This window comes from Streptomyces sp. HD, assembly GCF_028369295.1.
Taxonomy (GTDB): domain Bacteria; phylum Actinomycetota; class Actinomycetes; order Streptomycetales; family Streptomycetaceae; genus Streptomyces.
The window spans coordinates 58,026-84,396 of the sequence record NZ_JAQMYP010000003.1; the positions used below are offsets into that span (position 1 = coordinate 58,026).

Genomic DNA, 26,371 nt, shown 5'->3' on the forward strand with positions numbered 1-26,371 from the left:
GGCTTGACCATGTGGTGGGGAGTGGCCGCGGCCCTGTTGGCGAACACCCTGTACAGCCTCGGTTTCGTCCTGGAGAAACGGGCGCTCACCGCACTTCCGCAGGTGAGCATCCGGCAACCCGCCCGGCTGCTGCGGCTGGTGCTCGGCAGCCCGCTGTGGATCGGCGGCTCGCTCTCCCTGGCCGCCGGATTCGGGGCGCAGCTCGTCGTCTACCGCACCCTGCCGATCGCCGCCGCGCAGGGCATCTTCGTCTCCGGGCTCGTGCTGCTCGTACTGCTCTCCGCGCGGCTGCTGGGCGAGGAGACCAGTGGGCGGGAGCGGTACGCGCTCGGTGCGATCCTCGCCGCGCTGCTGATGGTCGTGCTGTCGCTGCGGGAGGGTTCGGAGACGGTCAGCCGGGCGGCGCCGTACCCACTGATCCTGCTGGTGTGCGTGCCGTCGCTGGGCGCGGGCGTGTGGCTGTACAACTCGGCCGAACGCAGGACCCGGCACCGGCACCGGCTGCCGACGACCGGCGTCGAGTACGGCGTGGCGGTGGGTCTGCTGTACGGGGTCAGCTCGCTGGCCATCAAGGGGGTGTCGAGTTACCTGACGACGAGCGCGATCGGCGGTTCGCTGCTGAACCTGCTGCGCTCCCCGTACCCGTATCTCCTGCTCTTCACCGGCGCGTTCGGGCTGGTCATGTCGCAGGCGGCGCTGCAACGCTGCCGGGCCTCGCTGATCGTGCCGGTGTGCACGACGGTGACCTGCCTCTACACGGCCGTGCTCGGCACGCTGTCGTTCGGCGAGGCGCTGCCCGAGGACCCGCTGCGGCTGGCGCTGCGGGTCGCGGGTACGGCGCTCGCCATCGCCGTACTGCTGTCGATGCCGCGGCACGATCCGCCCGCGCAGTCTCCGCAACCCCCCATAGGCGCCAAGGAGTTGACACCGCCATGAAACCCGACGACCCGCTGCTGCGGATCCTGGCCTGCCCGCTCGACAAGGGACCGCTGCACCTCGTCGTACCGGATGTCTCCGAGGACGAGGAGGAGCCGCCCGAGTCGCTGTACAACCCGCGGCTGCACCGCCGTTACCCGATCGTCGACGGCATCCCGCAGCTGCTGCCGGCGTCCGGGGAGCAGGTCTCCGACGACGAACACGAGGAACTCCTCAAACGGATGGCTCCATGACTCTGACCGCGAGCATCGCCCCGCTGTTGCCCACCCGCCTGGTCGCCGCCGTCGCCCGGGCCGTCTACCCGCGCTTCGAACCGGAGCTGGCCCGGCTGGCGGAGCTGTGTCCCGCCGGGTGCGGCACGGCCGTGGACGTCGGCGGCTGGTACGGCCCGTGGACGCGGCGGCTGTCGCGGCGGGCCCGCCGGGTGGTGACCGTGGAACCGGTCCCGCACCTCGCGCGCCTCCTGGCGGCGACGGCCCCGCCCAACGTCCGGGTCGTACAGGCCGCGGCGGCCGAGCGCCCCGGCGCGGCCCGGCTCTGGCTGCCGCCGCACGACGCGGGCGACCGGGGGGTGTCCTCCCTGGTCCGCCGGAACATCCACGCCACGGCGCTGCCGGTCAGCTGTGTCACCCTCGACGAACTCGGGCTCAAGAACGTCGGGTTCGTCAAGGTCGACGTGGACGGCAGCGAGCTGGCGGTGCTGCGCGGCGCGACCGGCATTCTGGCGCGCGACCGGCCCGCCCTGTTCATCGAGCTGGAGTCCCGCATCCAGCCGATCGGCCCGGTGGTGACGTATCTGTCGCTGCTCGGCTACGACGGCTGGGTCCTGCCCGGCCGTGACTGGGTCCCGCTGACCTCCTTCCCCCTCGAAGCCCACCAGGCCGAGGCCTGCCACGTCGTCGCGCAGGGCCTGCTCCGCCGGGTGCTGCCGTTCCGCGGCCCGCGGTACGTCAATTCGGTCCTCTTTCTCCCCGACGGCCGCCGTCCGATCGGCGACGATGGAGCGCATGCCCTCCGGAAAGCCCCCCGCTAGCCCGTTCACCGCACGCGACTTCCAGCTGGTGCTGCTGCGCCGCATGGCCGACCACAATCCGGACCTGGTGGAGAACGCCCGCCGCGAACTCGGCGTCTCCCTCGCCGAGATGCGCGAGGCGAACAAACGCTGGCAGGCGATGGTCCGCTCGCCCCGGTCCCGCACGGCCGCCGCCCGCTACCGCTCGGTCCTCGGCGCCCCCGAGTCCGTGATCACCCGCAAGGTCGGCGACCTGGACTGCGAGGCCTGGCTCTGGCCCGTCCCCCTCTGGCCCGACCTCCGCTTCGAGGTACTCCTCGCCCCGAACGGCACGGTCTGGAACGAGTGGCTGATCCGTACGCCGGGGGCGAAGGGGCCGACCCTGCGTACCCTCTCCGACCTCACCCCCTGGTCCTGCACGGTCGACGAGGCCGCCCACGCCTTCGCCCCCGCCCGGCCACTGGAGGGGACGGCTCCTACGCGCTGGGGGCTGGCGTTCCGGGCGCCGGACGAGGAGGGGGTGGGGCGGGAGGTGGTGGCTGAGTTCACGTGGGGGTTGTTGCAGCGGGTCGCAGTCCGGGCCTGAACTTGACCGGCCTGTGAGGTTTTTGCGGAACCGTTCTGTCAACTCCCGCTACTCGGCTATATGTCAGCTGTGACTGTGCCAAGAGATGTGGACGAGGCCCGCAACGTGCTCCGAGCCGCGCTGGGCGACGGTGAGACATGGTTCGAGGCCGCGGAGGCGGCCCCAGAGGTATCCGGCACCTGGCCACAGGAGCTACGGGAGGAGGCCGGCGCGCTGCGGCGCCTGCGCACGCGGGTGTCCACGACACTGATCAACGTGGCGCTCCTCGGCTACTTCTCGTCCGGTAAGAGCTTCCTGCTCAGCGGGCTGCAGGGCGGCCTCGACCTGGTGGACGTGCCCGCATCGGACCCGGACGGTGAGCCCGGGGAGAAGTACGTCGGACTGCTGCCGTCCTCCCCCGTGCCGACGACGGCCTGCCCGGCCAGCGTGGTCCCGGTGGACGGCCAGGCGGAGGTCGACGCCTCGGGCACCGGGTTCCTGCGGGTGAGGTTCACCGACGCGCCACCGGACGAGTGGGAGGACGTGGGCAACTCACCGGCGCCGTCCGTGGTCGCGGCGTATGCGATGCACGCCGCGGACATCGCCGACCGACTCCGCCCGCACCGGGGGCGCGAGGTGGCGGAGGTTGAGCTGCAGCTGGCCGACACGCCCCTGCCGGCCAAGTTCTACGACCTGCCCGGCGTCGGCTCCCCCAACCCGGTCCACGACACGATCGTCCGCCGAGCTCTGCTGGAGGCCGACTGCTACCTCTACGCCACCCCTGCCGACCGCACCCTGTCGGACGAGGACCTGAAGCTCATCCGCGACCTGTACGACCACTGTCTGCTGTCGGGTCCGCAGGGCCGCCGCAAGCGGGTGGTGTGGGTGGTCACCGCGATCGACCGGGCGGACCACTACGACCTGCGCAACCAGCCCGCGTGGAAGGCGACGGTCGACCGCAACAACCAGTACCTCAAGGAGAACTTCACGCTGCCGAGCGGCGAGCCCGACCTCGGCTTCTTCGGCGGGGGCTTCATCGCCGTCTCCGCCGCGCGGGAGGCCCGTGCGGCCAAGCTTGCCGCGGAGGGAGCGGAGGCAGCCTCCCATCGCGAGCGCAACAAGAGCAAGATGGACGAGCTGCGCCAGGCGCTTGAGGACCTCATCAGCTCGGGCACCGGCATCCGGCACATCGCGGCGGTGGCTGCCTGGGCGCGCCAACTGATCGGCCCACGGCACGAGGTGCTCGACCAGTTGCTGCAGACCGAGCGCCTGGAGATCGACGAACTGAAGGAACGGCTGGAAAACCAGCGCCGCCGGGTGCATCTCGTGGAAACCGCCCTGCCCGCCATGAGGGAGGAACTGGAACGCAAACTGCACGACCGCGTCCGGCGCTCCATCCGGCCGTTCAGCCGCCTTGCCGCCCACCTGCATGGCCAGCTCGACGCCACCATCAGGGAAACCGACCTGAACAAGACGGCGAAGGCGCATCAGGTCCAGCTCCTCAAGGCACAGACCCTGCGCGCCTGGCTTGAGTCCGCCACCGGCCCCGTGACCCTGTGGTCACAGGAGTACGACGACTTCAAACAGGACGTTGTCCGCACAGTCGACCGGTACTTCGGTGACCGGCAACTCGCCGGACGTCTCCCTGAGTTCACCTTCGACGTCAACGACGTATCGGTGACCCAGCAGCCCCGGCGCAGCACGACGACCGGGTACGACATCGTGCAACGGGCAGCGGCGCTGGTCGGCCTCGCCGCCCCCGTGGCGGCGGGCGGCAGCTGGGTGTACGGCTTGGCCGCGGCGGGGACCCTCGTGCCCCCGGCGGGACTGGTCGCCGGGGTCGCGGCGCTGGTCTATGCGGTGGTCCAGAAGCACAAGCGCAGCGCCAGCTCGCTCGATGTCCTGCGCGAGGAATGGATCCAGGACATCGACACGGAAGCAGCGGCCGTCCAGGAGCAGTTCACCCTGGCGGTCAGTGTCCGGGGGACCGAGGTCATCGATCACCTGGCCGACAATCTCGCCCAGTACCGGGAAATGCTTGAGGAATCGAGCGCACTGATCCAGGAACGCATCGCCCAGCCGGAGAATCGGGCCCGGCAGGAGGTCATCGACCAGTTGGAGCCATTGTGCGCGGAGGGCACCAGGCTCATCAGCGTGCTGCGGGGTCTGGAGCGGCTCGGTGACGGGGCGTGAACCGCTAGCCCTGCGCAGCCGACGCCAGGACCGCCTCCACCACCCCGGGCACCGACCCGGGGTGCAGGGACAGGAACAGGTTCGGCTCGACCAGCTCCAGTTCCATCACGCGCGGCTCCCCGTCCTCCCCGTCGACGAGGTCCACCCGCGCGTACAGCAGCTCGGGAGCCTCAGGTACGGCGGCCAGGGCTCGAACGGCGATGGCCAGCTCGGTGGGGGTCGGGGTCCAGGGTTCGAGGTCGGGGTGGGCGACCTTCTTCTCGTCGTACGGCGTCCCGGAGGTGAGGACGGCGCCCTTGCGGCTGGCGTGGAGCAGGCGTCCGCCGTAGAACTGCAGGGCTCGCTCCCCGCTGACGTCGATGCCCTGCACATATGGCTGCACCATCGCCGTGAAGCCCTCGGCGTGCATGCGCGCGAGCTGTCGTACGGCCGTGTCGTGCTCGTCGGGCGTGTAGCGGGCGGCGAAACGGGCGCCCGCGCCGGAGGTGGGCTTGACGACGTACTCGTGGTCGACGGGGAGGCCGTCGAAACCGTCGCCGGGGGCCATGTAGCGGGTGGGCACGACGGGCACCCCGGCCTCCGCCAGATCGCCGAGGTACCGCTTGTCGGCGTTCCACCGCACCACGCCGACCGGATTCGCGAGCCGGGTCACCTTCGCGCACCGCTGCGCCCACGCCAGGAACTCCGTCGCACGCCAGCTGTAGTCCCAGGTCGAGCGGAGCACGGCGAGGTCGTAGCCGCCCCAGTCCACCGCGTCGTCGTCCCAGTACACGGCCTCCGCCTCGGCCCCGGCCGCCCGCAGCGCCGCCACCAGCACCGGGAGGTCGCGGTCGATGCTTATGTCGGGGCCGGGGCTGCAGGTGACGAGGGCTATGCGGGGCACGGGGGCTCCTCCGAGTGGGGCATGTGAGCGCTTCGCAGGCTAACAAGCTCTTGCGGAACCGGGACAGGCCACTTGATCTTCGCCTTCGATGAAGCCACAGCAGCACAATGGGTCCCGTGGGACATGTTCCGATCGCGCGTCATCTGCTCCGCGCCAAGGACCTCGCGGACGCCCGCTACGGCGAGGCGCTCACCGTGGCCGACATGGCCGCGGCCGCCGCGCTGTCCCCGGCCCACTTCAGCCGCAGTTTCAAGGCGGCGTTCGGCGAGTCGCCGCACCAGTACCTGCTGACCCGTCGCCTGGAACGGGCCGCCGCCCTGCTGCTCGCGACCGACTGGACGGTGGCCGAGGTCGGCGTCGCCGTCGGTGCGCGCAGTATCGGGTCGTTCACCACGAGTTTCCGCAGGATGTACGGGACGACCCCGCAGGCCTACCGGGCGGCGCACCCGCCCGCCGCGCGGCATGTGCGCATCCCCCGCTGTGTGGCGATGGCCTATGGACGCCCGCGGAACCGCACGTTTCGAGAAGACACGGGATCGCCGACTGCCTAGCGTCGATTCCAGTAATCGATCCAGGCAACCGACGAGGACCGGCCATGTCGACGATCAAGATCGCCAATGCTCAGTTCTGGGTCCACGACCAGGACGCGGCGCTCGACTTCTACACGAAGAAGCTCGGCTGGGAGGTCCGGGCGGACGTGACGATGGAGGCGTGGAGCTTCCGGTGGCTGTGCGTCGCCCCGCCCGGCGGGGACGGTCCGGCGCTGGTGCTGATGCCCGTGCCGGGGCCGCCGATGCTGGACGGGGCGAGCAGTTCCCAGCTGTCGGATCTGGTGGCCAAGGGGGCGGGCGGCACGCTGTTCCTGGAGACCGACGACTGCAAGGCCGCCTATGACGAACTGTCCGCCCGTGGCGTCGAGTTCAACGACCCGCCCACGGTGCAGCCGTACGGGATCGACACGTCGTTCCGGGACCCGTCGGGCAACAACATCCGGCTCACCCAGGTGATGGAGTTCGATCCGGAACGGGGCTGAACCGGGCCCTGCCCGTGCACGCCATGGGGTGGACCGCCCATTGCACTGACGCCGCTGCCCCGACCCCGGGCCCGGACAGCGGCGTATCAGAGTGCCGGGCGGGTCAACGCGCCGCGGGCTCGGGCTTCGGCTGCTGTTCCGGCACCGGCATCCGTACGGGATCCGGCTCCGGATAGAACTCCCGCGGCCGGCCCTTCTTGTCCCGCAGCCCCACCAGCAGGCTGCCCGGATACTCCACCACCCAGTAGCTCACCGCGGCGACCAGCACCCCGGCCGCGACGACGAACAGCACCGCCAGCGGGAAGCCCGCCTGGGAGCGGGGCAGGGCGCCGGAGTCGTACAGGGCCAGCATCACGGGTTCGTGCCAGATGTAGAGGCTGTAGCTGACCAGGCCCACGCCCGTCAGCCACCCCGAGCGCAGCAGGCCGTGCCAGCGGGGGCGGGCCGTTGTGCGGACGTGGAGGGTGGCGTAGAGCAGGGCGAACCAGAGGAGCGCGGCCAGGGGGTGGTAGTAGGTGTGCCAGGTGTTCTCCGGGGCGGAGTGGTACGACAGGGCGTACAGGCCGACCGCCGCGGTCACCGCCAGTGCCGTCGCCGTACGGGCGCCGACGCGGCCCCGTTCGCCCAGCGCCACCAGCAGTACCGCCAGGGCCATCCCGGCCGCGAAGCCGCCGAGGCGGGCCTGGGGGCCGAAGTAGACGGGCCAGTTGGTGTACGGGACTTCGAGGGCGTGGTGGGCCACCGCGATCCAGGCCACCGGCGCCAGATAGAGCGCGGCGCAGCCCGACGCGCACAGCAGCACGCGGGCTCGGCGGGTGCGCAGGCGCCGGCAGACGCGGATCGCCAGGGGGCCGACGGCGATCAGGGTGAGATAGAACGCGATCTCCAACGACAGCGACCACGTCGGGCCGAGGGTGTAGAAGATCCGCTGCTGGTCGAAGACGTGCGTGAACGTGAGGTGTTCCAGCAGGTCACGCCAGTCGCCGGGCAGGGACGGGTTGCGCAGCGACCAGACCAGCAGGACCGCCAGGACGTAGAGCGGGAGGATCCGCGCCGCCCGGCGGAAGAGGAAGTCCCTGCGCGGGCGGGTCCGGTCGTCGCCGTCGATCGCGGCCCGTGCGTAGGAGAGCGTCAGCAGGTACGCCGACATGACGAAGAACAGGTCGATGACCTCCAGGGAGATCAGCGCCCCGAGGTAGGGGTTGTCGAGGGGCGGGTGGGAGCCCTGCGCGTCGTACACGTAGTACTGCTGCCAGACGTGGAAGACGACCGTGCTGAGGGCCGCCAGGCCCCGGAAGCCCTGGAGTTCGAGCCTGCGTGTGTTGCTCACTCCTGCCCCACCGCCTTCGTCGCCGCGCGCGGGGTCACCCTCCAGCGGCGGTCTCCCAGCAGCTCCTTGAGGTGCGACTGGCGGGCCACCATGTTCTTGAAGTGGGTGTAGAAGACGGTCGAGATCAGCGCGTGCAGCCAGAACCAGCCGCGCCTGCGCCGTAGTTCGGGCACGGCGAGGCGGCCCGCGAACCCGGTCTGCACCAGGCCCGCCGAGAGAGTGAACGCGAAGGCGACCAGACAGGCCGGGGTGGCCCAGTTGATCTGGTCCGCGCCGCCTGCCCGCAGAGCCGAGTGGAGGAGGATCGGGAGGATCTGCAGAGAGAGCCACGGCTGGACCTCGCGCCAGCCCAACAGAACCACTAATCCCGCCTTCTGACGGGGTGTGAAGGACGGGTTGCGCAGGGCCTGCCGGAGGTGGCGCAGGGAGACCTGGAGCCAGCCCTGGGCCCAGCGTGAGCGCTGGTTCCACAGCGGCTTGAGACGGGTGGGCGCCAGCTCGCGTGAGATCAGGGTCCGGTCGGTGGCGATGCGGGCGCCCTCGGTCAACGCGCGTAGCGTCGAGTCGATGTCCTCCGTCAGCATCGAGCCGTGCATCCGGGTACGGGCCAGCAGGTCGGTGCGCCAGAAGCCGTTGGAGCCGCCGAAGATGCCGAAGCCGTACAGGCGGGTGCGGCCGGGGTGGCTGACGGAGTAGATCGCCTCGAACTCGGTGGCCACCTGCCGGGCCACCCAGGAGCTGTCGCCGTTGCGGATCACGCAGTGGCCCTGGACGACGTCGTACCCGTTGGACAGCCAGTCCCAGGCATGCCGGAAGGCGTCCGGCGCCGGGTGGTGGTCGGCGTCGAAGATGCCGACGAACTCGCCGCGCACCCGGCTGACGGCGGCGTTGACGTTCTGCGCCTTGGAGGTGCTGCCGGCCACCGGGAGCAGCACCAACCGCGGGTCGCGGAGGGCGATTTCGCGCAGTGTGTCCTCGACCGGCAGCGCGTGGGGCGTGTTGTAGGCGAGGACGATCTCCAGGTCGCCGGGGTAGTCCAGGCGCAGGAAGGACTCGACGGTGTCGACGATCGTCGCCGCCTCGTTCGGCAGGTAGGCGGCGATGACGGCGCTCGCGGGCGGGTACGGCTGCGCGGGCGCCGCGGGCCGGGCGGGCGCGTCGAGCGCGAAGAGGCATTCGAGGAGGATCAGGGAGGCGGAGAGGACCAGCCCCGCCACCACCACCCAGTAGACCGCCGAGGCGATGTCCCAGCCGATCACCGTGTACGCCTGCTCGTACAGCGCGAACGGCACGCCCACGCCGACGAGCAGGGCGAGCAGCGGGGAGAGGGCCAGCAGGAGGGGGCGTACGACCTGCCGGGGGCGGCGGCGCGGGGTGGTGGCCCGCATCCAGGGCTCATAGCGGACGGGGCGCAGGTCGCGGTGGCGCAGGGCCTCGGCCACGGCGTCGCCCGCCCGGTCGACGGCACGGTCGTCGGCGTCGGTGAGGGGGAGCCAGCCGACGGCCGGGGTCAGCCGTACGTTCTCGTCGGCGACCACGAACCGGGTGCCGGCCACGGTGGTGGCGAACTCCTGGAGGGCACGGCGAGCGCCCTCCTCGTCCACGCCGGGCATGAGGACGAGCAGCCGCCCATCCTCGTCCCGGCCGAGCCGGTTGCTGCCGTTGCCGAGTCGCTCGGCGACTCCGGCGAGGCGTTCGGCGACCTCGCGGCGCACCCGCGCCCCGAACCGTTCCACCAGCGCGTCCACCTCGGCCACGCCGACCACCGCGAGGACGCCGGCGCGGCGTCCGGGACGGCTTCCGGGGCGGCGCAGTTCGCGGTCGAGCTCGGCGCGGAAGTGGGGTGCGGAGTACAGGCCGGTGAGCGGGTCGAGGGCCAGCCGGTCGACGGGGACCGGGACGCGGTGCAGCTTGGCGGCGATCCGGGCCGACAGTTCGACGGGTTCGGCGGCCTCGGACAGACAGTCGTCGGCGCCGCCGCGCAACAGGCTTGCGACGCCCGCGGGTTCACGGTCCGCGGTGACCACGAGGAGGGGCAGGACCTGGCCTTGGGGTGCGGTGCGTATCTCCCGTACGACGGCCAGGGCCTGTTCGACGCCGCCGTGGCCGTCCAGGGCGACGATCGCGTCGGGCGGCGTGTGCTCGACGCTGCGGCCCACCTCGCCCGGGGCGGCGTGCGTGACCGCGTAGCCCGTCGATTCCAGGGTGCGGGTGAGCCGTTCGCGTCGGGGGCCGGGGGTGCCGACCGCGAGGACACGGCCTTGTGCCGACCCGTCGGTCGGCGGGCAGGCCGGACTGTTCCGGGGCGCGGGTGCGCGCCTCAGTTCGGTGTGCATGTATGAGGGTCCAATCCTGTTCGGATGTGGGGGGAGGACCTTTTGTCGTTACGTAGCCTCACCGAGCGTCGTGACGCCACACCTGCGGCGGTGTAACACCTTGATTGCCTTTGCGTGCCCATGCCAAGGAGGTGGGGGGAATCGCGTGACCGAGTGTGAGAGCAACGGTCATCGTGGAACCCACGGCGGGCATTCTCCGTCCGCCCCGCACCGCCGCCTCGACCGTCCGGCACGGTCAGTGGTGCCAGGCCCGCCCTCCCGTGTTGTGGATGAACCGCTGCAGCACCTTGAGGGTGGTCAGGTACTCCTCGTCGGAGATGCCCGTGTGCCGTTCCGCCCAGAGCTCGTCCTGAAGGGCCGCGGCCTTCTCGTAGAACGCCCTGCCCTCGGCCGTGATGCCCAGGCGCCCCTCGGCGTCCTCGGTGATCCAGCCCTGGACGATGGTCGTGTCGATCTCCGACTCCATGGATTGCGGGCCGGTGTCGAGGTAGTTCCGCAGGAGGCGGGACACCTCGTCACGGGTCCTGACGGTGTCGGCACGGGCGACCTGCGCGAGGACCCACCACTGCGGCTGAGTGGTGCCGATCCCTGCGAGGGCGGCCCGGGTGCGGGTGATGACGGCCTTGTAGGCCGCCCAACTCCAGTAGCCGATGGGCTGTTTGATCAGGTCGGAGTCGCTGTGCGAGTACTCCATGGCCGGCCCCTCCGTCGTGTCGGTCGCTGTTGTGCTGGTTCGACGAGACCGACCGTAGAAACTCAACCCGACTTGAGGTCAAGGCCGTTCGGTGTCCTCCGGCTCCCAGTCCAGCAACCGCACCTTCGCCACCGTACGGACATGGCGCCGCATGGCCGCCGCCGCCCGCGCCGGGCGCTGGTCGGCGATCGCGTCGAGGATGGCCCGGTGCTGGGCGAGGGAGCGGGCGGGGCGGTGGGGCTGGCGTAGGGATTCGGTGCGGCTTTCGGCGATCTGGCCGGCGATGGAGCGCATGAACTCGGCGAGGATGCTGCTGTGCGCGGCGGCGGTGACGGCGGCGTGGAAGAGGCGGTCGCCCTCCACTCCGTGGCGGTTGTCCTCGATCTCCTTCGCCATGTGCGCGAGAGCCGAGCGCATCGCCGCGAGGTCCTCCTCGGTGCGGCGTTCGGCGGCCAGTTCGGCGAGTTTCGTCTCCAGGGCCTCGCGAGCTTCCAGGACGTCCGGCAGGCGCCGGCGGCGCTCGACCATGCGCTCCACCGGCTCCACGTCGAGGCTGTCCCGCACGAGATACGTACCGCCCCCGTGCCGCACCTCCACCAGGCCCTGCACCTCCAGGACCACGATGGCCTGCTTCACGGAGGCCCGGCTGACCCCGAGCCGCTGGGCCAGGTCGCGCTCGGTCGGGAGCCGGTCCCCGGCGCCGAGGCCGCCCTCGGCGACGTACGAGCGCAGCCGGTCGAGCACCTGCTCGTAGAGGCGCTGCTTGGTCATGGGGCGCAGGGCGTCGGTCACGGGCTCCCCCTCTCGCCGGGAGCGTAACACCGGGCGGTCAGGTGGCAGAGTGGCTGAGCCAATTTCTGCGGGAACTCTTGACGCCGCTCTCCGCCGACCCCACGCTAGCCAGCCAGCAGGGTCGAATTGGCTCAGCCACTCGACCACTGTCGCCGTTCCCCGCCCCCAACAGCTCCGGGACCCAAAGACGGGAGCCCGTATGTCCCCCGAACTCATCTCGATCCTCGTCCTCGCCGTGGTGTTCGTCATCGCCACGACCCGCTCGGTCAACATGGGCGCGCTCGCCTTCGCCGCCGCCTTCGCGGTCGGCACGCTGGTCGCCGACCTCGACGCGGACGGCATCTTCGCCGGCTTCCCCGGCGACCTGTTCGTCGTCCTCGTCGGCGTCACGTACCTCTTCGCGATCGCCCGCTCCAACGGCACCACCGACTGGCTGGTGCACGCCTCCGTCCGGCTCGTCCGGGGCCGGGTGGCGCTCATCCCCTGGGTGATGTTCGCCCTCACCGGCGCGCTCACCGCGATCGGCGCCGTGAGCCCGGCCGCCGTGGCGATCGTCGCGCCGATCGCGCTGAGCTTCGCCGCCCGTTACCGGATCAGCCCGCTGCTGATGGGCGCCATGGTCGTGCACGGCGCGCAGGGGGGCGGCTTCTCGCCGATCAGCATCTACGGCTCGATCGTCAACGGCATCGTCGAGCGGGAGAAGCTGCCGGGCAACGAGGTCACGCTGTTCCTGGCCTCGCTGATCGTCAATCTCGTCATCGCGGCGGTCGTGTTCGTCGCGTGCGGAGGGCTCCGCCTGTGGAGGCAGGGCTCGGTGACGAAGGGCGAGGCAGACGCCCCTAAGGGGCGCGGGGCTGCAATCGATGTGCGGCTACCGCCGCGTGGGCTCGACCAGCCACAACGAAGCGACACAGGGACGACGACAGCTCCCGGCACCCACGCCTCCCCCACAACCACCACAACCGTCACCCGCGACACGACCCCCACCCCCACCGCCCCTCTCCCCCTCACCCCACCCCGAATCGCAACCCTCCTCTCCCTCATCGCCCTCGTCGTCGCCGTCCTGGTCTTCGACCTGGACGCCGGCCTGACCGCGATCACCCTCGCCGTCGTCCTCAGCACCGTCTGGCCGGACGACAGCCGCAAGGCCGTCGGCGAGATCGCCTGGCCGACCGTGCTGCTGATCTGCGGTGTGCTGACCTACGTCGGCGTACTGGACGAGATGGGCACCATCACCTGGGCCGGCGAGGGCGTCGGCGGCATCGGCGTACCGCTGCTGGCCGCCGTACTGCTCTGCTACATCGGCGCGATCGTCTCGGCGTTCGCCTCGTCCGTCGGCATCATGGGCGCGCTCATCCCGCTGGCCGTGCCGTTCCTGGCGCAGGGCGAGATCGGGGCGGTCGGGATGGTGGCGGCGCTCGCGGTGTCGGCGACGGTCGTGGACGTGAGCCCCTTCTCGACGAACGGCGCGCTGGTGCTGGCCGCGGCGCCCGATGTCGACCGTGAGCGCTTCTTCCGGCAGCTGATGGTCTACGGAGGAATCGTGGTGGGGGTGGTGCCCGCGGTGGTGTGGCTGGTGATGGTTGTGCCGGGCTGGGGGTAGTGAGCTGCTGCTGTGTAACAGCGCACAAGTGCGTTCTGGCATGTGCGAGCGAGTGTTCGGGCCGTGGCGTGCATCCCTCGCTGCGAATGAGAGTTCGCCTATCGAATGAGTGACCTTTGCAGATGGTGGTCGTTGGGTGTGATGGAGGGTTTCTTCGGGCCTGTAGGGGGGTGGTCGAAGTGGGCGGGCTGCGGGATGTGGCGGCGTCGTTCGTGGTGCCCGGCCCTGCGGGTGTCGCGGTCCGTGACCGGCTCAAACGCCTGACCGCCGGGGATGAGGAGGTGCTACGGCTGGTCGGCGACCATCTCGGCTCGCTCGCTTCCCGTGATCTGAAGACCCGTTGTGCCGTCGGGTTGGATCACGACGGCGACTCCTGGGCCGAGCGCAAGCGCCTTCTCACCGCGCAGTCGTCCTCGCGCTGGGCCGGGTCGATCACGAAAGCCACGCACGATCAGTGGACTCTGGCGCGGCGTGCGCAGCTCGCGCACGTCCAGGGCCTGGAAGCCGGCGTACGCACGGTCGCGCACCGGTTGTCCCTGCCCGTGGGCGAGAAGGGAACCAAGCGCACGCCAGGCGGCTACCACAGCAGGCAGGAGTGGTTCGCCAAGTCCCGCCGTCTGCACGTCCTCGAAGACCGCCTCCAGACGGCGCGCACTGATTGGCGGGCCGGTGTCGTGCACGTGGTGCGTGGTGGGAAGCGGCTGCTGAACATCCGCCACCACCTCGATGCCGCTGAGCTCACCGAGCCGGAGTGGCGCGCCCGGTGGGAGGCCGGGCGTCGGTTTCTGCAGGCAGACGGCGAGTCCGGGAAGAGGTACGGCAACGAGACCATCCGCGTCAGCCCGGACGGCGAAGTGAGCATCAAGCTCCCGGCGCCGTTGGCGTATCTGGCGAACGCCCCGCACGGCCGGTACGTGCTCACCGCGCGGGTGGCGTTCGCGCACCGGGGCGAGCAGTGGCGCGACCGCGTGGCCGCGAACCGGGCCGTCGCCTACCGCGTCCACGAAGACACACTTCGCGGGCGCTGGTACCTCACCGCCTCGTGGGGCATCTCCCCGGTGACGACCGTGCCGCTGGCGGCGGCCCGCGCGAACGGGCTGATCGGTGTCGACACCAACGCCGACCACCTGGCCGCCTGGCGCCTCGACAACCACGGCAACCCCGTCGGCAAGCCGCTCCGGTTCGGCTACGACCTGACCGGCACCGCCTCCCACCGAGACGCCCAAGTCCGCCACGCCCTCACCCGCCTGTTGCACTTCGCCAAACGCCATGGCCTGGCGATCGCGGTCGAAGACCTCGACTTCGCAGCGGAGAAGACCCGCGAGAAGCACGGCAGGCGCAAGCGGTTCCGCAGGCTGATCAGCGGCATGCCCGTGGCCAGGCTGCGCTCCCGACTGATGTCGATGGCCGCCGAACTCGGCATCCCCCTCGTCGCCGTCGACCCCGCCTACACCTCCCGATGGGGCGCCCAGCACTGGCAAAAGCCCCTCACCAGCAAGACCGGGAAACCCACCCGTCACGATGCCGCGAGCATCGCGATCGGACGACGCGCCCTCGGACACCCGATCCGGCGACGGACGGCACCGCCCCACGACGACCGGAGTGATCGTCGCGGGCATCGGACCGCCCAGGCCGGACCAGGCACCCGCGGACGTGAGGAAACCCGCCCTCGTATCCCCGGACCGCGCACACGATGCGACGGGACCGGATACGGAGCGAACGCGGGAGACCAGCGTGCCCAACACCGTTCGGAGCGCGCGGCTGAGCATGGGTACTGGCGACAGGACCCACTCCCGCTCAGTCTTTAGGGACGGTAGGCCGGTGGACGACAACACTCGGTGTCCGTTGAATAGTTAAGGAGTACGACGCGTGTCCTCTCTCTTCCCGACCCTGACCGGCAGCCGGGCGGCCGACCGGCCGGCCCTGCGGTTCGGCGACCGTTCCCTGACGTACGGCGAACTCGGCGCCGCCTCCGGAGCCCTCGCGGCGCGGATCGGCGAGGCTGGCAGAGTGGCCGTCTGGGCGACCCCGGCGCTGGAGACCGCCGTCGCCGTGGTGGCGGCGCTGGAGGCCGGGATCGCCGCCGTACCGCTCAACCCGAAGTCGGGGGAGAAGGAGCTGGGGCACATCCTGTCGGACAGTGCGCCGAGCCTGGTGCTGGCCGCGCCGGGTGACCAACTTCCCGCTCCGCTACGGGAGTTGGAGCGGCTGGACGTCGACGTACGGGCGGTCGGCCCCCGCCCCGACGAGCAGGCCGACGGCCAGGCGGCCGACCAGACCGGCGCGCAGGTCGGCACACAGGACGGCGCACAGGTCGGCGAGAACTACCCCGCCCTGATCGTCTACACCTCCGGCACCACCGGCCCGCCCAAGGGCGCCGTCATCCCGCGCCGGGCGATCGCCACCACCCTGGACGCGCTCGCCGACGCCTGGCAGTGGACCGGCGACGACGTCCTCGTCCACGGTCTGCCCCTGTTCCATGTGCACGGCCTGGTCCTCGGCATCCTGGGCCCGCTGCGCCGGGGCGGATCGGTCCGCCACCTCGGCCGCTTCAGCACGGAGGGCGTGACGCGCGAGCTGACCGGCGGCGCGACCATGCTGTTCGGCGTGCCGACGATGTACCACCGCATCGCCCAGGCGCTCCCCGAGGAGCCGGAGCTGGCGAAGGCGCTGGGCAGGGCCCGGCTGCTGGTTTCGGGGTCGGCCGCGCTCCCCGTGCACGACCACGAGCGGATCACGGCCGCGACCGGGCAGCGGGTCGTCGAGCGGTACGGCATGACGGAGACGCTGATGAACACCAGCATCCGGGCGGACGGCGAGCCGAGGGCCGGTACGGTCGGCGTGCCACTGCCGGGCGTGGAGCTGCGGCTCGTGGAGGAGGACGGCGCGCCGATCACGTCGTACGACGGCGAGACGGTCGGCGAGATCCAGGTGCGCGGCCCGAACCTGTTCACCGAGTACCTCAACCGCCCGGACGCGACGGCCGAGGCGTTCACGGCGGACGGCTGGTTCCGCACCGGCGACATGGCGGTGCGCGATCCCGACGGGTACGTCCGTATCGTCGGCCGGAAGGCCACCGACCTGATCAAGAGCGGGGGGTACAAGATCGGGGCGGGCGAGATCGAGAACGCGCTCCTCGAACACCCCGGGGTGCGGGAGGCCGCCGTCACCGGGGAGCCGGACGCGGACCTGGGCGAGCGGATCGTCGCGTGGGTGGTCCCGGCCGATCCCCAGTCGCCGCCCGATGCGGGCGAGTTGGCCGACCATGTCGCCTCCCGCCTGGCGCCGCACAAGCGTCCCCGCACGGTGCGCTACCTGGACGCCCTCCCCCGCAACGACATGGGGAAGATCATGAAGCGGGCGCTGACCTCATGACGGAGCGGCTCGCGGCACGCCAGGTCGTCGCCCTGCTGACCGACGACTCCTCATTCACCGAACTCTCGTACCCGCCAGGGGAGTCGGACTGGAAGCCGGACAGGAAGCCCGGTCCCGACGGCCCTCTCGCCTGGCACGGCTACGACGCCTCGCGCGCCCGCGCCGCCGAGCGCACGGGCGAGGAGGAGTCGGTGATCTGCGGCACCGGCACCGTCGGCGGCACCCGCGCGGTCCTGATCGCGTTCGAGTTCGGCTTCCTGGGCGGCTCGCTGGGCGAACGCACCGGTGACCGGCTGGAGGCGGCGTACGCATACGCCCGCGCCCGCCGCCTCCCGGTGGTGCCGTTGGTGGCGACGGGCGGCAGCCGTATGCAGGAGGGCATGCTCGCCCTGACCCAACTCCAGCGCGTGGCACGGCAGTCGGCGCTCACGAGAGAGGCCGGGCTCCCGCAGATCGCGGTACTGCGGGATCCGACCACCGGCGGCGGCTGGGCCACCCTCGGCGCGGGCGCCGACGTCACCCTCGCCCTGCCGGGCGCCCAGATCGGCTTCGCCGGCTCCAGGGTCCGCCCACCCGACGCGGACCCGGCGGCGTACACGGCGGAGGCCCAGCTGGCGGCGGGGGCGGTGGACGCGGTGGTACGACCGGGCGAGCTGCGCGGAGAACTGGCCCGGTGGCTACGCCTGCTGACGGCCCCCTCCACCGCCGCGGCCCCGCCACCGCGCCCTCTCGCCGAGACCGGGCCGACCAGCACGACCGGCCCTACGGATACGCCCGGCCCGACCAGTACACCCAGCCCGACCAGTACACCCAGCCCGACCAGTACACCCAGCCCGACCGGTACACCCGGCCCGACCAGTACACCCAGCCCGACCGGTACACCCAGCCCGACCGGTACACCCAGCCCGACCGGTACACCCAGCCCGACGGGTACACCCAGCCCGGCCGCGACCGACCTGCCGACAACCGGTCTACCGGACGTCGGCCCGCACGGCACCCGGCCGCACCCCACCTCTCTCCCCACCACCGGCTGGGACGCCGTCCTCCGCGCCCGTTCGCCCCGGCGGCCGCGCGCGACGGCGTATCTGGCGGCCTACTTCACTCACCGCGTCGCGATCAGCGGCGACCGCTGCGGCGGTACCGACCCCGACGGCATGCTGTGCGGCTTCGGCGAGCACGAGGGCCGTACGGTCGCCTACGCCGCGCAGACCGGGACCGCCACCCGCCCCGCCGGCTACCGCACCGCCGCCCGGCTGATCCGCCTCGCGGACCGGCTCGGCATCCCGGTGCTGACCCTGGTGGACACGCCGGGCGCGGCGAACGACGCGGAGGCCGAGCGGCAGGGCGCGGGCGCGGCGATCGCGGACCTGTTCGGTGCGGTGGCCGCCGCCCGCGTCCCGATCACGACGCTGCTGATCGGCGAGGGCGGCTCGGGCGGCGCGCTGGCGCTCGCGGCACCCGGCAACACCTGGGCCACGCCGGACAGCTACTTCTCCGTCATCGCACCGGAGCTGGCGGCGGCCATCCTCAAGCGGGAGGCGGGGGAGGTGGAGGCGACGGCGGATCAGCTTCGGGTACGGCCGCAGGACCTGGTCGAGCTGGGGGTCGTACGGGGCATCGTCGGCGCCCCGGGAGGCGACTGACGTCGCCACGCTCCGCGAATCCTGCACAGAGGAACCCGGGACATCTCCAAGTGACGTCCGCAACAATGGAGTTCAGCGAGGTCACACCACGGGGGAAGCGAGCGGCGCCATGGACGGGTTGATGGAGTTCGAGACCGACGGCGGCGCCCGGGTCGTCGTGGAGGGCGTCGAGGACGAGCACGGCGCCCGTCTCGTCTCGCGCGGCGGCGACGGCCCGGCCCGGGCGGCGCGCACCTTCGAGAGCGCCCTGGACGGGGTCCGCGCGGCGGCCGACTCCGCGCTGCGGGTCTTCCGGGACGGCTCCCTCAAGCCGGACACCGTGGAACTCGAATTCGGCGTGAAGCTCACCGCGGAGGCCGGGGCCGTCATCGCCAAGGGGAGCACGGAGGGCCACCTGGTGGTGAAACTCAGCTGGGCCCCCGACCGGTCCCCGGCGAGCCGGGAAGCCAGTACCTCGGCGGACCGGGAAGCCAGCGCCTCGGCGGACCGGGAAGCCAGTGCCTCGGCGGATCAGGAGCCCGCCGGACAGTCATGAGCAGCGTCGCCTGGCACGCGCGGATCGTCTGCGGAGGCGAGGTCGGCGCGGGCTTCCTGATCTCCCCGCGCCGTGTGCTCACCTGTGCGCACGTCGTCCGACGGAGCGGCGACGCGGAAGTCACCGTGGCCTTCCCGCAGTGCGGACGGCTCGGCGAGGTGCCCGCCGGCGTCGTCGCGCACGGCGGCTGGGCGGGCGAGCCCAACGACCCGGGCGACCTGGCCGTCCTCGAACTGGACCACGAGGTGCCCCTGACCCCGGCCGTCTTCGCACCGCCCGACGCGGAGTACGGCGATCCGGCCCCCACCCTCACCGCGTACGGCTTCCCCAAGGGCTACGACGAGGGCCTGCTCGCCTCGTTCACGGCCGTGTCGCGCACGCTGATCGCCGACGAGTGGGTCCAGCTGGTGGCGACGACGGGGTACGGCCCGGCGCTGACGGCCGGGTACAGCGGAGCCGCGGTGACCCTGCCGGACAACCGGGTGGTCGGCATGGTCACCTCGATCGCGGGCGGGCGCGACGGGCGGACCGGCCGGATGGTCCCCAGCCACGTCATGGCCCGCCACCACCCCGCGCTGGGCGCCATGATCCCGACGCCCGGTCACCACCCGGACGCCAAGAGGCGGCTGTACGCGCTGGTGGAACGGGCGGTGCGGAGCAAGCTGGCGGTCGCACCGGAGCAGTTGTACCTCGACGCCGTGCATCCGCACGGTCCGCCGCTGCCGCCCGAAGGGTTCCCCGATCTGTGGCGGGCGGCCCTGTTCGTGCAGTGCGAGGTCCCGGACCCCGAGGCGGTGACCCGGTTCGCGAACCGGCTCGCCCAGCTGCTCCACGCGCCTGCGCCCTCGTCGCCGCCCTCGCCCTTGTCCCGGAAGGCGGCCTGGTCCCCGATCCTCGTCGAGCTGGGCCGCAGCGGGGCCGGTGCCGACCAGGTCACCGTCGCGGTGTCCGCGTACCGGGACGGACAGCGCCGTCCGGTGGGCACCGATCGACGTCCGCGAAACCGCGTGCGGGCGTACGTCCAGCAGCTCATCGACGCCGCCTTCGCGCAACTAGCTCCCGGTGCCGATGAGTTGATCGTCTTCGTGCTGCCCCGGGAATGGCTGAACGAGCCGGTGGCACACTGGGAGTGCAGCGCCGACGACTCCACCCCGCTGGGCTGCGCCCACCCCCTCGTCGTCACGGAGCAGTCCCGGCACCACAGTGGCCGGCTGCGTCACGAGCTGACGAAGAAGTGGCGGCAACAGGACGCCCGTACCGAGGCCGCCGTGCACCGCGTCGACTGCGGCACCCGGGAGCGGGCGGCCGGCCTCCGCAAGCGGTTCCGCGACGACGAGGCGCACCTGGCGGCGTTCGCGGCACCACCGGCGGCCGTCGAGGAGTACTTCCACGTCGGCATCAACTTCCCGGTGCCGGTGCTGCTGTGGCCACGCACCGGCTGCCCCGGCCCGGCGCACGACACGCCCTGCGACGGCAGCGCCTTCCTCGACGAACTCGCCGCCTCCATAGCCGCCGTCCCGCCGGCCGAACTCCCCCGCCACGTCCGGGCGTTGCGGGAGACCGCGGACGCCTCCGACGACCCGGCCCGGCACTGGGCGGCGTCCGTCCAGCTGCTGTGGGACGACCCACGCTGCTGTCCCGAACCCCCCGCCTCCCTGCACTCCCCCGTCGCCTGAACCGCCGTACCGACCACGACCACCGGAGAGGAACAGGAACACATGGCCCTGCGGCCCGTCTACACCGGCACGAAGGAGCCGCACGACGGCATCACCAGGCTGCCGGCCCCTCCGCCCTGGCGTGCCTTCGACGGCGGACCGGTGCTCCAGGTGCCCGCCGAGAGCGACGACTCGTCCGCCGCCTCGCCCGACCGCACACACCGCGCGGCGACCTACCGGGCCACCCCGGAGACCGTCCAACTGGTCAACGCGGCCCTGTACCTGCGCCGCCCCCTGCTGGTGACCGGCCCGCCCGGCACCGGCAAGTCGTCGCTCGCCTACGCGGTCGCCCGTGAGCTGGGCCTCGGCCCGGTCCTGCGCTGGAACATCACCAGCCGCAGCACCCTCCACGACGCCCTCTACCAGTACGACCCGCTCTCCCGGCTGTACGCGGCACGCCGGACGCCCCCGACGGCGGACCTCCCCGACCCGGGCGTCGAGGACCATCTGCGCCTCGGCCCCCTCGGCACCGCCCTCCTCCCCTACGACCGCCCCCGCGCCCTGCTCATCGACGAGATCGACAAGAGCGACCTGGACCTCCCCAACGATCTGCTGAACGTCCTGGAGGAGGGACAGTACGAGATCCCCGAACTGGTCCGCGCCGCCCGGCACCTCCCCACGGCCGAGGTGATGGTCGACGGCACCGACGACCGGGTGACGGTGTCGCGGGGCCGGGTCCGTTGCCGCGCCTTCCCGTTCGTCGTGCTCACCAGCAACGGCGAGCGCGAGTTCCCGCCCGCCTTCCTGCGCCGCTGCGTCACCCTGCGTCTGCGCCAGCCGGACGACGCCCATCTCGCCGACATCGTCCGCGCCCACTTCGGCGAGGAACCCGACGACCACGCCCGGACCCTGATCTCCCGCTTCCTGTCCCGGTCGGGCGCCGGCGACCTGGCCACCGACCAGCTGCTCAACGCGATCTACCTGGCCCGCGCCGGTGACGTCGCCCCGGGCTCGCTCGACGAGCTGGCCGAGCAGCTCATGCCGTATCTGAGCGAGACCCCGCACTCCGATGCCTTCTGAGCCCTCCGGCGCTCCGGAGCCGCTGGCCCGCCTGGCCGACGTACTGGCCGAGGCGGCCGGCGGTGCACCTCCCACCCCGCTCGAACTCGCCGAAGTGCTGTGGCTGGCCCGCCACATGGAACCGCCGACCGCACCCTCGGCATCGACGGTTCGCCCGGATCCGGCCCCGAAGGAGCGGCCGGCCCGACCGGTACGACCGCTGGAGCCGTCCGCGCCACCACCCGCGGAGCCTTCTCGCGCCCCGCTCCACCTCCCGGCGCCGGCACCACCGCTCCGCCCGGCGGCCACCGAACGCCACACCGCCCTCCTGGCCCCGGCCCCACCGATGGTGCGCCACCCCCTCGCCCTGCAACGCGCCCTGCGCCCCCTCAAACGCCGTGCCCCCTCCCCGCGCGGCTGGGAACTGGACGAGGCGGCGACGGCCGAGCGCATCGCCCGCCTCGACGCCGCCCCCGAGTGGTGGCTCCCCGTCCTGCGCCCCGCACGGGAGCGCTGGCTGCGCCTGAACCTGGTCCACGACGCCGGACCCACGATGCCCGTCTGGCGCCCCCTGATCCGCGAACTGCACACGGCCCTGGCCCAGTCGGGCATCTTCCGCACGGTCACCCTGCACCGCGCCGAACCCGACGGCACGGTGCGCGGCCACAGCGCACTCGCCCCCGCCGACGGCCGCACGGTCACCCTCCTGGTCAGCGACTGCATGGGCCCGCAGTGGCGCACCGGTGAGGCGGCCGTCCGCTGGTACGGCACGCTGCACCGCTGGGCCCACCGGATGCCGCTGGCCGTCGTCCAGCCCCTCCCGGAACACCTGTGGCGCGGCACGGCCCTGCCGACGGCTCCCGGCCTGCTCTCCTCGCCGTATCCGGTCGCGCCCACGGCGACCCTCGCCTTCACGCCGTACGACACGACGGACCCTTACGGCACAGCGAATCCCTACGGCACGACAATTCCTTACGGCCCCGAGGGCGCCGTCGCCCTCCCCGTGCTGGAACCGGCCCCGGTGTGGCTGGCGAACTGGGCGTCGCTCACCGCGTCCCCGGGGCGCGCCGAGTTCGCGGGCGCGGCGGCGCGGCTGCACCACCATCCGCTGCCGCCCGACCCCGACGGCCCCCTGGGCGGCCGCACCGACGTGACCCTGCTGTCCGCCGAGGAGCTGGTCCTCCGGTTCCGTTCCCTCGCCTCCGAGGAGGCGTTCCGGCTGGCCGGCCATCTCGCGCTCGGCCGCCCCGACCTGCCCGTCATGCGTCTCGTCCAGGCCGCCGTGGAGCCACGGCCGCGCCCCCAGCATCTCGCCGAGGTGATCCTCAGCGGCATGCTCACGACGGTCCCCGGGCCGCCCGGCTCGTACGCCTTCCGGCCCGGCGTACGGGAGTTGCTGCTGCGCGGTCTGCCCCGCACCGCCCGCAACCGCACCGCCGATCTGTTGCGCCAGGTGGGCGGAGTGATCGAGGAGCGGGTGGGGCGGGCGCCCGGGGAGTTCCGGGCGTCGACCCCCACGGCGTCGGGCGCGGAGACCGCGGTGGACGACGAACCGTTCGCCACGGTCCGTGCCGAGAGGCTGGGGCAGCTGGCCGAGGGCGGGCTGATGTCGGGAACGGACGATCGGGTGGTGGACGAGCGGGTGGTCGGGGGCCGGTACCGGCTGCTGGAGCGGCTCGCACCGCAGTCGCAGCAGTGGCGGGCGCACGATCCGGACACGGACCGGGTGGTGACGGTCCGGCTGGTCACACGGACCACGAACCCCGCTCGACAAGAGGCGTTCCTGCGGGACGCCCGGCTGCTCCGGAACGTCGACAACCCCCATGTGGCGGTGGTGCACGACTTCGGGTTCGAGGGGGACACGCCGTACCTCGTCACGGAGCACCTGGACGGGATCGACCTCAACTCCATGGTCGCGGGGAGTGGTTACCGGCTTCCCCCGCCGCTGCTGATCTCCGTCGCGGCGCAGCTCGCGCAGGCCGTCCTCGCCCTGCACGACGCCGGTGTCGCCCACGGCGGGATCATGATGTCGCGGGTCATCCTGCTGCCCGACGGCACGGTGAAGCTCGCACTGGCCGCACCGGGGCAGACCTCGGTCCCCGAGGGGTATCCGCAGGATTATCGGGACTTCGCCGAGCTGCTGCTCCCGCTGGCGGCAGGTCCGTCACGGCGGCTGGTGACTGCGGCTCGGCTCGTCCATGTCCCGGCCGCCTTCCGACCGCTGCTCGCGGACACGATCGACGCCCTGCTGTCCCGCAACCGTGACGCCGCGGCGCAGAGCCTGGCCCGGCTCGCGGCGCTGGGCGGCTCCCCCCTGTCGGCCGACCATCCCGACCGGCACAGCTACCACCTCCTGGGCACGCTGCGGGTCGAACTCCCGGACAGATCCGTGCACTTGCCGCCGGAGGTCGGCGCCATGCTCGCGATGCTGCTGGTCAAGGGCGGCCGCGTGGTGACCCACGACGAGTTCCGGGAGGGGCTGTGGGAGCGGGGCCGGGAGCCGGCGGACGCGAAGGGCGAGGTGATGGGGACGGCGTCCCGGTTGCGGATCGCCCTGGGCTCCGGCGCGCTGGCCTCGTCCTCCAGGGGCTACGCCCTGCACACCAGCGTGGACTACGTGGACCTCGACCACTGCGAGGAGCTGGTCGCGCGGGCCGAGGCCGAGCGTGCGACGGGGCATGCCGAATCCGCCCGCGTCTTGGTGCACGAGGCCCTGGGCCTGTGGGACGGGCCCGCCCTGGACGGAGTCCCCGGCCCCGCCGCCGACGCCACCCGCGCCCACCTTCACCGGCTCCGGATCTCGCTGTGCACGACCCGCGCCGAACTCGACCTGGAACTGGGCGAGTTCGAGCGGGCCGCAGCCGATCTGGCCGATTTCCTCGATGAGTACCCCGGCCACGAGGGCCTCCGTCGCCTGCACCGGATGGCAGTCGAGGGCGGCGACGAATCCCCTGGAGACCACCGCACCGTCGTCTTCTACGGCTTCGCGGACGTCCCCCAGGACGAGGACACCCACGCGGCGCTGGGCCGGGCGGTCACTCGGCTGCTGACGGCGAGCGGACTGGATCCGCAGGCGTACCGGCTGCTGACCCGCGACCTGGGCTACAGCGTGCTCTTCTCGGCGGGCGCGTCCGCCGAGCCACTGTTCTCCGTCACCTGGCGCCAGTTCGAGGACGTACTCGTACAGTTGGGCGGCATCCGGCTGCGGATCGTGTTCTGGTGCGGCTCGGAGGTCGGTCTCGCCGACGAGCCCGACCACGCGGCGGTCCAACGCCATCTGGAGACACCGGAGAAGCGCGGCATCATCGCCGTCGCGTCGACCTTGCGGGACGCATGGGACGTCGAGCCCGACGCCGGCCCGCTGCTCAAACCGCTCGGCCCCGAACCGTCCGCCGGCTGGTACCGCCTGGCCCTGCTGCCGCGCATGCTCCACGACGCCCCCGAAACCGGCCTCGTCTCTCCCGTACTCGGCCCCTTCCCCCTGCCCGCCATTGCTCTGCCCAGAGGCCCCGGAAGGACCCGTACCGTCGTCTACGCCCGCATGGGCGGCAGGTTCACGCCCACCCCCGACCCAGAGGCCACGGTCTACTACGAAGTGGATCTCACCGAGCACCGTATGGAGCTCGACGAGTCGGGTCCGCCGGTCGACGGCATTCCCGTCTTCAGGGCCACGGGTGAGGCGTTCTGGCAGATCACCGAGCCGGTCAGGGCGGCCGGACGGCCCGGGCTGAGGGACGTGGCCGGCACCGTACGCAGGCACCTGCGTGCCCAGCTGAGCCACCTGACCCTCGCATACGGCCCCACGCAGACCGACGAGGCGCAGGCAGCGCTCGTCGAGGCGCTGGCCCTGGAGGCCTCGACCGGATACACCGTCCGCTGGAACGTCTCCCTGGACACCACTCCCGCCCCACCCGCGGCCCCCACAGCGCCCCCACCAGCCGGCGCCTCCGCCGCCCTCTTCCAGAACACCGACGCCGTCATCCTCGGCTTCGACGGCACGCTCACCCAGCTGTTCCCCCCGGACGCCATGCGCGAGCTGGTACGGGACCTCGCCCGCCACGCCACCGAGGGCCCGCACCCGGACGACCTCACCCCCATCGAGGTGCTCCGCGCGCTGGCCGGACACCCGGCCGTGGACGACGTACGCATCGAGCTCAACCGCAAGGAGACCTGGGCCGCCCGCACCGCCCGGCCCGCACCGCTGTCCGAGGAACTGGTCCAGGCCCTGTATACCCGCGGCATCCCGCTCGCCGTCGTCACCGACCACGCCGCGGGCGCGGCCGAGACCTATCTGGACCGGCACGGGCTGACCGCCTGTCTGTCCGGCGGTGTGCACGGACGCTCGCCCGACCTCACCCGTCTGATGCCGCACCCGGACGTCCTGCTCCGGGCAGCCGAGCGGCTCGGCGTCTCCCCCGCCCGCTGTGTGCTGATCGGCTCCACCTTCACCGAACAGTCCGCCGCCGATGCCGCGGGCATGCGTTTCGTCGGCCACGCGGGGGACGGGCAGCCACGTCCGCGCTTCGACACGGCGTACCTCACCGTGCCGAACCTGCACCCCATACTCGAAGCGGCGCGTTCCCCGGAACCCGACACGCGGGACTGACACCCCATCAGAATCAAAACCCCCCATTCAGCGGCACCCCACCCGGCCCCCTCCGAAAGGCGCCCCCTCCCGGCCGCCCGCACGATCGATGCCAAGGAGGCCCGCCGAACGCCGGCCCCGC

At 72.2% G+C, this 26,371-nt stretch carries 20 protein-coding genes; 15 read left to right on the forward strand and 5 right to left on the reverse strand.

The window, feature by feature from the left end:
* Positions 1-21 precede the first annotated feature (21 nt).
* From POF73_RS03720 to POF73_RS03740, 5 genes are all read left to right on the forward strand, one after another.
* Positions 22-936, forward strand: coding sequence for a hypothetical protein (locus tag POF73_RS03720; protein ID WP_272113188.1), 915 nt, complete (start codon positions 22-24; stop codon positions 934-936).
* Positions 933-1,169: a Trm112 family protein gene (locus POF73_RS03725; protein ID WP_272112973.1), complete on the forward strand. Its 237-nt coding sequence runs from the start codon at positions 933-935 to the stop codon at positions 1,167-1,169. The genes POF73_RS03720 and POF73_RS03725 overlap by 4 nt, the downstream gene beginning before the upstream one ends.
* Complete coding sequence (locus tag POF73_RS03730) at positions 1,166-1,969, forward strand: FkbM family methyltransferase (RefSeq protein ID WP_272112974.1); 804 nt, start codon at positions 1,166-1,168, stop codon at positions 1,967-1,969. Before POF73_RS03725 ends, POF73_RS03730 begins: the two co-directional genes overlap by 4 nt.
* Positions 1,935-2,534, forward strand: a complete 600-nt coding sequence (locus tag POF73_RS03735) for a hypothetical protein (protein WP_272112975.1) — start codon at positions 1,935-1,937, stop codon at positions 2,532-2,534. The genes POF73_RS03730 and POF73_RS03735 overlap by 35 nt, the downstream gene beginning before the upstream one ends.
* A 69-nt stretch (positions 2,535-2,603) precedes the next feature.
* Positions 2,604-4,706: a hypothetical protein gene (locus POF73_RS03740; RefSeq protein ID WP_272112976.1), complete on the forward strand. Its 2,103-nt coding sequence runs from the start codon at positions 2,604-2,606 to the stop codon at positions 4,704-4,706.
* 4 nt (positions 4,707-4,710) lie between these two features.
* On the opposite strand, the gene POF73_RS03745 is transcribed toward POF73_RS03740, so the two are convergent.
* Positions 4,711-5,589, reverse strand: a complete 879-nt coding sequence (locus tag POF73_RS03745) for an ATP-grasp domain-containing protein (protein WP_272112977.1) — start codon at positions 5,587-5,589, stop codon at positions 4,711-4,713.
* 107 nt (positions 5,590-5,696) lie between these two features.
* Here POF73_RS03745 and POF73_RS03750 point away from each other — a divergent pair, with 107 nt between their 5' ends.
* Both POF73_RS03750 and POF73_RS03755 read left to right on the forward strand, forming a co-directional pair.
* Complete coding sequence (locus POF73_RS03750; protein ID WP_443049406.1) at positions 5,697-6,140, forward strand: helix-turn-helix domain-containing protein; 444 nt, start codon at positions 5,697-5,699, stop codon at positions 6,138-6,140.
* 44 nt (positions 6,141-6,184) lie between these two features.
* A complete protein-coding gene (locus POF73_RS03755) occupies positions 6,185-6,622 on the forward strand; it encodes a VOC family protein (RefSeq protein WP_272112979.1) in 438 nt (145 codons plus the stop codon).
* Between the two features lie 103 nt (positions 6,623-6,725).
* Here the strand turns inward: POF73_RS03755 and POF73_RS03760 are convergent, their stop codons facing one another.
* The 4 genes from POF73_RS03760 to POF73_RS03775 all read right to left on the reverse strand — a co-directional run bounded on the left by POF73_RS03760 (position 6,726) and on the right by POF73_RS03775 (position 11,774).
* Entirely contained in the window at positions 6,726-7,952 is a 1,227-nt protein-coding gene (locus POF73_RS03760; RefSeq protein ID WP_272112980.1) for an acyltransferase family protein, read from the reverse strand.
* Positions 7,949-10,288, reverse strand: a complete 2,340-nt coding sequence (locus POF73_RS03765) for a glycosyltransferase (RefSeq protein ID WP_272112981.1) — start codon at positions 10,286-10,288, stop codon at positions 7,949-7,951. Before POF73_RS03765 ends, POF73_RS03760 begins: the two co-directional genes overlap by 4 nt.
* A gap of 235 nt (positions 10,289-10,523) precedes the next feature.
* Positions 10,524-10,982, reverse strand: a complete 459-nt coding sequence (locus POF73_RS03770) for a MarR family winged helix-turn-helix transcriptional regulator (protein ID WP_272112982.1) — start codon at positions 10,980-10,982, stop codon at positions 10,524-10,526.
* A gap of 78 nt (positions 10,983-11,060) precedes the next feature.
* Positions 11,061-11,774, reverse strand: coding sequence for a FadR/GntR family transcriptional regulator (locus POF73_RS03775; RefSeq protein ID WP_272112983.1), 714 nt, complete (start codon positions 11,772-11,774; stop codon positions 11,061-11,063).
* A gap of 199 nt (positions 11,775-11,973) precedes the next feature.
* Between POF73_RS03775 and POF73_RS03780 the strand changes: the two genes are divergently transcribed.
* From POF73_RS03780 to POF73_RS03815, 8 genes are all read left to right on the forward strand, one after another.
* Positions 11,974-13,377 (forward strand): SLC13 family permease, encoded by a 1,404-nt coding sequence (locus POF73_RS03780; RefSeq protein ID WP_272112984.1) that lies wholly within the window; start codon positions 11,974-11,976, stop codon positions 13,375-13,377.
* Between the two features lie 179 nt (positions 13,378-13,556).
* A complete protein-coding gene (locus POF73_RS03785; protein ID WP_272113189.1) occupies positions 13,557-15,185 on the forward strand; it encodes an IS200/IS605 family accessory protein TnpB-related protein in 1,629 nt (542 codons plus the stop codon).
* A 61-nt stretch (positions 15,186-15,246) separates the two neighbouring features.
* The gene (locus POF73_RS03790) at positions 15,247-16,752 is read left to right on the forward strand and encodes an acyl-CoA synthetase (protein WP_272112985.1); all 1,506 of its coding nucleotides are present in this window, start codon (positions 15,247-15,249) and stop codon (positions 16,750-16,752) included.
* Positions 16,749-18,395 (forward strand): carboxyl transferase domain-containing protein, encoded by a 1,647-nt coding sequence (locus POF73_RS03795; RefSeq protein WP_272112986.1) that lies wholly within the window; start codon positions 16,749-16,751, stop codon positions 18,393-18,395. The genes POF73_RS03790 and POF73_RS03795 overlap by 4 nt, the downstream gene beginning before the upstream one ends.
* A 121-nt stretch (positions 18,396-18,516) precedes the next feature.
* Entirely contained in the window at positions 18,517-18,930 is a 414-nt protein-coding gene (locus POF73_RS03800; protein ID WP_334313575.1) for a CU044_2847 family protein, read from the forward strand.
* Positions 18,927-20,606, forward strand: a complete 1,680-nt coding sequence (locus POF73_RS03805) for a VMAP-C domain-containing protein (RefSeq protein WP_272112988.1) — start codon at positions 18,927-18,929, stop codon at positions 20,604-20,606. Before POF73_RS03800 ends, POF73_RS03805 begins: the two co-directional genes overlap by 4 nt.
* A gap of 42 nt (positions 20,607-20,648) precedes the next feature.
* Positions 20,649-21,665, forward strand: a complete 1,017-nt coding sequence (locus POF73_RS03810) for an AAA family ATPase (protein ID WP_272112989.1) — start codon at positions 20,649-20,651, stop codon at positions 21,663-21,665.
* Positions 21,655-26,250 carry an SAV_2336 N-terminal domain-related protein gene (locus POF73_RS03815; protein ID WP_272112990.1) on the forward strand — a complete coding sequence of 1,532 codons (4,596 nt, stop codon included), beginning with the start codon at positions 21,655-21,657 and terminating at the stop codon, positions 26,248-26,250. Before POF73_RS03810 ends, POF73_RS03815 begins: the two co-directional genes overlap by 11 nt.
* The last annotated feature ends 121 nt before the right edge of the window (positions 26,251-26,371 follow it).